At 62.1% G+C, this 1,254-nt stretch carries 1 protein-coding gene; it reads left to right on the forward strand.

Annotated features, from left to right (window positions below; all coding sequences use genetic code 11):
* Window positions 1–54: 54 nt before the first annotated feature.
* Window positions 55–1,229, forward strand: a protein-coding gene (locus tag XH84_RS31790) for an IS3 family transposase (RefSeq protein WP_128948534.1) whose coding sequence is annotated in 2 segments (ribosomal slippage) — window positions 55–364 and window positions 364–1,229 — 1,176 coding nt in all. Because the reading frame shifts where the segments join, the coding sequence is not laid out codon by codon here.
* Window positions 1,230–1,254 lie beyond the last annotated feature (25 nt).

Here is a 1,254-nt window from a genome sequence, read left to right on the forward strand (position 1 = left end):
TGGACCTCCCCTAAATCGGTGGACACCTATAGCTTAGGCAGCGAGAGGTGTCAGATGGCAAAACGGCAACGTCGGTCCTATTCGGACGAGTACAAGCGGCAGGCGGTTGATCTGGTTTTGTCGAGCGGTCGCTCGGCGAAGTCAGTATCGAAGGAGCTCGGGCTTGACGGCTCCGTGCTCAGCCGATGGGTGAAGGAGCGGGGCACGGTGAGAGCCGGCGGCAGCGCCGTGGCGCCCACATCGCAGGCGGCGGTGCCGTCGGCGGACCAGGCTGACGTGATCGCGCGGTTGCAGCGGGAAAACGAACAGCTGCGGATGGAGCGCGACATTTTAAAAAAGTCGATCGCGATCTTTGCTGGACCCCGGACATGAGGTTCCGCTTCATCGAAGATCGCCGCGCGGACTATCCGGTCCAAACCATGTGCCGTGTGCTCGGCGTCTCGCCCGCAGGCTACTATGCTTGGCGGGCGCGGCCGGAAAGCCCCCGGGCCGCGGCCAATCGAGAGTTGCTGGAGGACATCAAGCGGGTCCATCGCGACAGTCATGGCCGCTATGGCAGCCCGCGCATCCATGTCGAACTCAAAGCCCAGGGACATCATGCCAGCCGTGGCCGGATCGAGCGGCAGATGCGCGACCATGGCGTTCGGGCCATCTCGGTCGGGCCGCGACGATGCCGCACCACCGACAGCGGGCATGGCTTCCCGATCGCGCCCAACCTGCTCGGCCGGAACTTCGCGGCCGCCATGCGCAATCAGGTCTGGCTCGCCGACATCACCTATGTCTGGACCGGCCAGGGATGGCTGTACCTGGCCGCCATCATGGATCTGTACAGCCGTCGTATCGTGGGCTGGGCGATGGACGAACATCTGCGCGCCGAATTGCCGCTCGCCGCATTAAGGATGGCGATCAAGGGACAAAAGCCCGGTGCTGGCCTGATCCATCACTCCGATCGCGGCATCCAATATGCTTCAACCGACTACCGCCAAGCGCTGCAAGCCGCCGGCTTCCGGCCTTCGATGAGCCGCAGAGCCGACTGCTACGACAATGCCCCGATGGAAAGCTTCTTCCACACGCTCAAGACCGAACTGATCCATCACCGTCAATATGCAACCCGCAATGAAGCAGAGCGCGACATCTTCTCCTACATCGAGGGCTTCTACAATCATCACCGCAGACACTCGGCTATCGGCTATATCAGCCCGGTCGAGATGGAGCTAAAATCGGCTTGAACCCTGTCCACTTTTTTGGGGGAAG

Origin of the sequence: Bradyrhizobium nanningense, from assembly GCF_004114535.1 — a bacterium.
In the GTDB taxonomy this organism is placed as follows: Bacteria; Pseudomonadota; Alphaproteobacteria; order Rhizobiales; family Xanthobacteraceae; genus Bradyrhizobium; species Bradyrhizobium nanningense.